Genomic DNA, 7,364 nt, shown 5'->3' on the forward strand with positions numbered 1-7,364 from the left:
GTTTCCGACCGTGGCGAACGACTCCGCCGGGATACTCGCGACCGGCTCCTATCTGCCCAAGGACGAGATCCGCAACGAGGAACTGGCTCCGCGGTTCGGCACGACCGCCGAGTGGATCGAGGGCAAGACCCTGATCCGTACCCGCCGTTACGCGGCGCCCCACGAGGCGTCCTCCGATCTCGCCGTCCACGCGGCCGAGAGCGCGCTGGAGCAGGCGGGCATCAGCGCCGACCGCATCGACTACATCATCGTCTCCACCTCGACCGGGGACTCGCCCTCCCCGCCGACGGCCAACGTCGTCCAGCACCAGCTCGGCGCGTACAACGCGGCCTGCATGGACCTCAACGTGGTGTGCAGCGGCTTCGTCTACGGGCTCGCGCTCGCCCGGGACCTGATCTCGCTCAACCCGGGCAGCCTGGTGCTGGTGCTGGCGGCGGAGGTCTACTCGCGGATCCTCGACTTCAACGACCGGCGCACCGCCGCGCTGTTCGCGGACGGCGCCGGAGCGGCCCTGGTCGGCCCGGTCGAGGCGCCGTACGGATTCGTCGGGGTGGACCTGAAGAGCCAGGGCGACGGCCACCACCTGATCCGGGTGGAGGCCGGCGGCAGCCGCAAGCCCGCCTCGCACGAGACCGTCGACGCCGGCGACCACTTCTTCCGGATGGACGGCCGCGCGGTGCGCGACTTCGTGCTGCGGGACGTGCCGCCTCGGCTGGAGCACCTGGCCGAGCAGACCGGGGTGCCGCTCGCCGCGATCGACCACTTCGTCCCGCACCAGGGCAACGGCAACCTGCTCCAGGAGCTGGTCGACATCAGCGGCCTGACCAACGCCGAGGTGCACCGCACCGTGCAGAAGTACGGGAACGTGGGCAGCGCGTCCATCCCGATCACCCTCGACGAGGCCAATCGGACCGGCCGGCTGAAAGCCGGGGACCTGGTCCTGGTCAGCGGCTTCGGCGGCGGCCTGTCGCTCGGTTCCTGCCTGCTGCGGTGGGCGGCATGACCGACACGCTGGCACAGGCCGTCCTGGCGGGCGCGGACGGCGAGCAGTTGGAACGCGAACCCGTGCCGGCCCGGTACACGGCGGCGCACCTGCGGGCCGAGGACATCGGGGTGTTCGACGGAGTCGCGGACAAGGACGTCCGCCGCACGCTGCGGGTCTCCGACGTGCCGATGCCGGAACTGGCCCCCGACGAGGTGCTGGTGGCGGTGATGGCCAGCTCGATCAACTACAACACCGTGTGGTCGGCGACCTTCGAGCCGATGCCGACCTTCGACTTCCTCACGCGCTACGGCCGGCAGGGCGGTTGGGCCGGACGGCACGACCAGCCGTACCACGTGCTCGGTTCCGACGCGGCCGGGGTGATCGTCCGCACCGGCAGCGGCGTGCGGCGCTGGCAGACCGGTGACCACGTGGTCGTCTCCTGCACCCACGTGGACGACCAGGAGCCGGCCACCCACGCCGACGGGATGCTCGGCGCCGACCAGCGGATCTGGGGCTTCGAGACGAACTTCGGCGGGCTGGCGCACTACACCGTCGCCCGGGCCAGCCAGCTGCTGCCCAAGGCCGCCCACCTGACCTGGGAGGAGGCCGCCTCGGTGCCGCTGTGCGCCGGCACCTCCTACCGGATGCTGGTCGGTGAGCACGGCGCCCGGATGAAGCAGGGCGACATCGTGCTGATCTGGGGCGCCACCGGCGGCCTCGGCGCCTTCGCCGTGCAACTGGTCAAGAACGGCGGCGGCATCCCGGTCGGCGTAGTCAGCTCCGAGGCCAAGGCCGACGTCCTGCGCCGCCTGGGCTGCGACGTCATCATCAACCGCGCCGAACTCGGCATGGCCGGCGACGGCCACCCGGACCCGGGGCAGGCCATCGAACTCGGCAAGCGGATCGGCCGGATCATCCGCCGCGAGGTCGGCGAGGACCCGCACATCGCCTTCGACTTCATCGGCCAGGCCACCTTCGCGACCTCCGTCTTCCTGGTCCGCCGCGGCGGCACGGTGGTCACCTGCGGGTCCAGCACCGGCTACCAGCACACCTACGACAACCGCTATCTGTGGATGAACCTCAAACGGATCATCGGCAGCCACTCCGCCAACTTCCAGGAGGCGTGGGAGTGCAACCGGCTGGTCCAGCAGGGCCGGCTGATGCCCGCGCTGTCCGAGGTCCACACGCTGGCGGACGTCGGCGAGGCGTCGCGCCGGGTCCAGCAGAACCGGCACATCGGCAAGGTCGGCGTGCTCTGCCTGGCGCCGGAAGCCGGTCTCGGCGTCACCGACCCCGAGACCCGGGCCCGTATCGGCGGCGACGAGCGCATCAACCCGCTGCGGCTGCCCGCCGGGGACGTCTCCGTGCCCGCCCTGGCTCACTGAGCCCCGACCTGTGAAAGGCGGTCCCGAAGGTGACCGGATACCCCGTCGGCATCCTGGCGACAGGCTCGTACGTACCGAAGGAGGAAGTCGGCAACGAGGAAGTGGCACGGCGCGTCGGAGCCACCGAGGAGTGGATCGAGCGCAAGACCCACATCCGCAGCCGGCGATGGGCCGCGCCCGACGAGGCGGCATCCGACCTCGGCGCCCGCGCCGGGGAGGACGCGCTGGCCCGGGCCGGCGTCGGCCCCGAGCGCATCGACTACATCATCGTGTCCACCGGCACCGGCGACTCCCCGCAGCCGCCCACCGCCTGCCTGGTGCAGGACGCCATCGACGCCCGCAACGCGGCCTGCTTCGACATCAGCGTGGCGTGCAGCGGCTTCGTCTACGGACTCGAACTGGCCCGCGCGCTGCTGCAGCGCCGCCCCGAGGCGCTGGTGCTGCTGATCTCCTCCGAGGTGTACTCGCGCTTCGCGAACTTCGCCGACCGCCGGACCGCGGTGCTGCTCGGCGACGGCGCCGCGGCGGCCGTGGTCGGCGTGGTGCCCGAGGGCTACGGCATCACCGCGGTGGACCTGTCCAGCGCCGGCGACGCCCACGAGCTGCTGAAGATCGAGGCCGGCGGCAGCCGGCTGCCCGCTTCGCACGAGACCGTCGACGCCGCGGCGCACACCGTCAGCATGGACGGCCGCGGGGTGCGCGATTTCGTGCTGGCGAACGTGCCGCCGGTGCTCAGCCGCCTGATACGGGCCGCCGGCCTGGAGCCGGACGGCATCGACCACTTCGTGCCGCATCAGCCCAACGGCGCGCTGATCGACGAACTGGCCGCGGCCAGCGGGCTGAGCGGGGCCATCACCCACCGCACGGTGGAGAAGTACGCCAACGTCGGCAGTTCCTCGGTACCGCTGACCCTGGACGACGCCAACCGCTCCGGGCAGCTGAAGAAGGGCGACACGGTGCTGCTGGCCGGCTTCGGCGGCGGCATGGCGGTCGGCGCCTGCGTGATGCGCTGGGCGGTGGAGTCATGAGCGTCGCCGCGCAGGAGTGGCCCGACGTCCGCGAGCCGATCGAGCGGGTCGGGGTGATCGGCTGCGGTCTGATGGGATCGGGCATCGCCGAGGTGGCCGCGCTGGCCGACTGCCAGGTCACCGTGGTGGCTTCCCGGCCGGCGTCCGCGCAGGCCGGCCTGGAACGCGTCCTGGCCTCGCTGGAGCGCCGGGTGGCCAAGGGGCGGATCACCGGGCAGCAGCGCGACGCGGCGCGGCGGCGGCTGGTCTTCACCACCGACCTGGAGGACATGGCGGACCGGCAGATCGTCGTGGAGAGCGTCCGCGAACACGAGGACCTCAAGGTGGAGCTGTTCGGGGCGCTCGACCGGATCGTCAAGGACCCGGACGCGATCCTCGCCACCAACACCTCCTCGCTGCCCATCACCCGGATCGGCCGGGCCACGACACGTCCCGGCCAGGTGATCGGCACCCACTTCTTCAGCCCGGTGCCGGCCATGCCGCTGGTCGAGCTGATCTGCTCGCTGGAGACCGCCGAACCCGTCTACGAGCGGGCGCGGCACTTCACCGAGCAGGTGCTGGGCAAGAAGGTGATCCGGTCGGCGGACCGCAGCGGCTTCGTGGTCAACGCGCTGCTGATCCCGTTCCTGCTGTCGGCGATGCGGATGGTCGAGTCCGGCTTCGCCACACCCGAGGTGATCGACCAGGGCATGGTCCTGGGCTGCGCCCACCCGGTGGGCCCGCTCAAACTCGCCGACCTCGTCGGCCTGGACACCGTGGCCGACGTCGGCGCCGCGCTCTACCAGGAGTTCAAGGAGCCGCTCTACGCGCCGCCGCCGCTGCTGCTGCGCATGGTCGAGGCCGGCCGGCACGGCCGGAAGACCGGACGCGGCTTCTACGAGTACGACACCTGAGGAGGAGCACCACCATGCCCATCCCATCCGGGGTCACCGAGGCCATCGCCGTCGTCGGCCTGTCCTGCCGCTTTCCCGGCGCGGCCGGGCCGGCGGAGTTCTGGTCCCTGCTCACGCAGGGCCGGGAGGCCGTGGGCCTGCCGCCGGCCGACCGCCCCTGGCTCTCGCAGGCGGCCGCCGGACCGGCCGGCCCGCCGCGCGGCGGTTTCCTCGACCGGGTCGACGCCTTCGACGCGGAGTTCTTCGGGGTCTCCGCCCGCGAGGCGGTCGCCATGGACCCGCAGCAGCGGCTGCTGCTGGAACTGGGATGGGAGGCACTGGAGCACGCGGGCATCGTCCCGCAGCGGCTGTCCGGATCCGCCGCCGGCGTCTTCGTCGGCGCGATCTGGGACGACTACGCCCGGCTGACCGGGGCGGCGGGCACCGGCGCGCTCACCCCGCACAGCATCACCGGCACCAGCCGCGGCCTGATCGCCAACCGGCTCTCGTACGCGCTGGGGCTGCGCGGGCCGAGCCTGGTGGTCGACAGCGCGCAGTCCTCCTCGCTGGTGGCCGTCCAGCTCGCCTGCGAGAGCCTGCTCAGCGGGGCGTCGTCGGTGGCGCTGGCCGGCGGGGTGAGCCTCGCGCTGGACCCGGCGGGCTTCACCCTGGGGGAGCGCTTCGGCGCGCTCTCCCCGGACGGGCGCACCTTCACCTTCGACGACCGCGCCTCGGGCTACGTCCGCGGTGAGGGCGGCGGTCTCGTCGTCCTCAAGACCCTGCGGCAGGCCGAGGCCGACGGCGACACCGTGCACGCGGTGATCCTCGGCGGCGCGGTCAACAACGACGGCGGCGGCGACACGCTCACCTCGCCGCGCCCGCAGGCCCAGCAGGACGTGCTCCGGGAGGCGTACCGCCGCAGCGGGGTGGCGCCCGGGCAGGTCCGCTTCGTGGAGCTGCACGGCACCGGCACGCCGGTGGGCGACCCGATCGAGGCCGCCGCGCTCGGCGCGGTGCTCGGCCAGGGGCGGGCCCCCGAGGACCGGCTGCTGGTCGGTTCGGTGAAGACCAACATCGGCCACCTGGAGGGCGCCGCGGGCATCGCCGGGCTGATCAAGACGGTGCTGTGCCTGCGGGAGCGGACCCTGGCGCCGAGCTTGAACTTCCGCAACGCCAACCCGCGCATCGCAATGGAGGAGTTGGGGCTGCGGGTCAACGACGCCCTGCGCCCGCTGGAGCCGGGGGCGAATCCGCTGCTGGCGGGCGTCAGCTCCTTCGGGATGGGCGGCACCAACTGCCACCTCGTGCTCGGCGCCGGGCCGGAGGCGCCCGCGGGCCCCGCCACGCCGGGGGAGCCCGGCACGCGTGTCCCGCTGCCGCTGTCGGCGCGCGGCGAGCAGGCGTTGCGGGTCCAGGCGCAGCGGCTGCTGGACCACCTCGAACAGCGCCCGGAGCTGGCGCTGCCCGAACTCGCGCACGCACTGGCGCTGGACCGGACGGCGTTCGACCACCGGGCGGTGCTGCTCGCGCAGGACCGGGCCGGGCTGACCGCAGCGCTGCGGCAGGTCGCCGAGGGCCGGCGGCCCGCCACGGGCGCGGTCGGCCGGGCCGGGACCGGGCGCACCGCCTTCCTCTTCACCGGCCAGGGCAGCCAGCGGCCGGGCATGGGCCGGGACCTGCACCGGCGCTTCCCCGTCTTCCGGGCGGCCTTCGACGCGGTGTGCGCGCACCTGGACGGCTCGCTCGACCGGCCGCTGGCCGAGCTGGTCCTCACCCCGGCCGGCCCGGACGGCGCCGCGGACTCGGCGCTGCACGCGACCGGCTACACCCAGCCCGCCCTCTTCGCCTTCGAAGTGGCGCTGTTCCGGCTGCTGGAGAGCTGGGGCCTGCGCCCCGACCTGCTGCTGGGCCACTCGGTGGGGGAGCTGGCCGCCGCCCACGTCAGCGGTGTCCTCTCGCTGCCCGACGCCTGCGCGCTGGTCGCCGCCCGCGGCCGGCTGATGCAGCAACTCCCGTCCGGCGGCGCGATGGTGGCCGTCCAGGCCAGCGAGGAGGAGCTGCTGCCGACCCTGGCCGCCCACGCCGGCCGGGCCGTTGTCGCGGCGGTGAACGCGCCCGGCTCGACGGTCGTGGCCGGCGACGAGGACGCGGTGACCGCGGTCGGCGCGCTGTGGCGCGAGCGCGGCCGCAAGACCCGGCGCCTGCAGGTGAGCCACGCCTTCCACTCGCCGCTGATGGACCCCATGCTGGCGGAGTTCCGCGACGTGGCCGAAGGACTGGCCTACGGCGCCCCGCGCATCCCCGTCGTGTCCAACCTGACCGGCGCCGTGGTGGACGCCGCCGAGATCGCCACCGCGGAGTACTGGGTGCGGCACGCCCGCCAGGGCGTCCGGTTCCTGGACGGGGTGCGCAGCCTGGAGGCCGAGGGGGTGCGGGCCTTCTTGGAGATCGGCCCCGACGCCGTGCTCACCGCGATGGGCCGGGACAGCGCCGAGCAGGCGGACGCCGTCTTCGCCGCCGCGCAGCGGGCCGGCCGGGACGAGGTCACCACCCTGCTCGCCGCCCTGGCCGAACTGCACGTGCACGGCGTCGGCTGGGACTGGCGGCGCGTACTGGACGAGGTCGCCGGGCCCGTCACGCGGCACGCGGAGCTGCCGACGTACGCCTTCCAGCGGACCCGGCACTGGCTGGGCACGGCCGCCGCCACCGTCGAACCGGCCGCCGGGTGGGCCCCGCTGCCGACCGGCACTCCCCCGGCCGCGCCGCAGGGCGCCGCGGTGCGCTGGGCGATCGCCGGCCCGGACCCGCAGGGCCTGGGCGCGGCACTGACCGGCGCCACGTCCGGGGTCGAGCTCCACTCGGGGCTGGCGGCGCTGCGCGGCGCCGTCGACAGCGGCGCTCCGCTGCCGTCCGTCGTCGTCCTGCAATGGGACGCCGCCGACGCCGACGGGCTGGTGGAGCGGCTGGCGGATTGGCTCGGACAGCCGCGGCTGGAGGCGAGCCGGCTGGTGCTGACGACCCGGGGCGCGGTTCGCGCCGCCACCGGGGCCCGGCGCCCGATCCGGCGCAGGCCGCCTGCCGGGACCTGGTCCGC

The 7,364-nt window shown here is 74.1% G+C and carries 5 protein-coding genes; all 5 read left to right on the forward strand.

The window, feature by feature from the left end; genetic code table 11:
* The first annotated feature begins 10 nt into the window (after nt 1-10).
* Nucleotides 11-1,003 carry a 3-oxoacyl-ACP synthase III family protein gene (locus tag GA0115240_RS30550; RefSeq protein ID WP_093741715.1) on the forward strand — a complete coding sequence of 331 codons (993 nt, stop codon included), beginning with the start codon at nt 11-13 and terminating at the stop codon, nt 1,001-1,003.
* Nucleotides 1,000-2,370, forward strand: coding sequence for a crotonyl-CoA carboxylase/reductase (gene ccrA / locus GA0115240_RS30555; RefSeq protein WP_093741717.1), 1,371 nt, complete (start codon nt 1,000-1,002; stop codon nt 2,368-2,370). The genes GA0115240_RS30550 and ccrA overlap by 4 nt, the downstream gene beginning before the upstream one ends.
* Before the next feature lie 29 nt (nt 2,371-2,399).
* Nucleotides 2,400-3,398, forward strand: a complete 999-nt coding sequence (locus GA0115240_RS35890) for a 3-oxoacyl-ACP synthase III family protein (protein WP_107407237.1) — start codon at nt 2,400-2,402, stop codon at nt 3,396-3,398.
* A complete protein-coding gene (locus GA0115240_RS35895) occupies nt 3,395-4,291 on the forward strand; it encodes a 3-hydroxybutyryl-CoA dehydrogenase (protein ID WP_107407238.1) in 897 nt (298 codons plus the stop codon). The genes GA0115240_RS35890 and GA0115240_RS35895 overlap by 4 nt, the downstream gene beginning before the upstream one ends.
* 14 nt (nt 4,292-4,305) lie before the next feature.
* The coding region (locus GA0115240_RS30565; RefSeq protein ID WP_141709022.1) for a type I polyketide synthase at nt 4,306-7,364 on the forward strand (3,059 nt) is incomplete at its 3' end.

This window comes from Streptomyces sp. DvalAA-14, from assembly GCF_900091855.1.
GTDB lineage: Bacteria > Actinomycetota > Actinomycetes > Streptomycetales > Streptomycetaceae > Actinacidiphila.

Coding starts and splice junctions, on each gene's coding strand:
- ccrA (WP_093741717.1), top strand. CDS start 1,000: ATGACCGACACGCTGGCACAGGCCGTCCTGGCGGGCGCGGACGGCGAG.
- GA0115240_RS35895 (WP_107407238.1), top strand. CDS start 3,395: ATGAGCGTCGCCGCGCAGGAGTGGCCCGACGTCCGCGAGCCGATCGAG.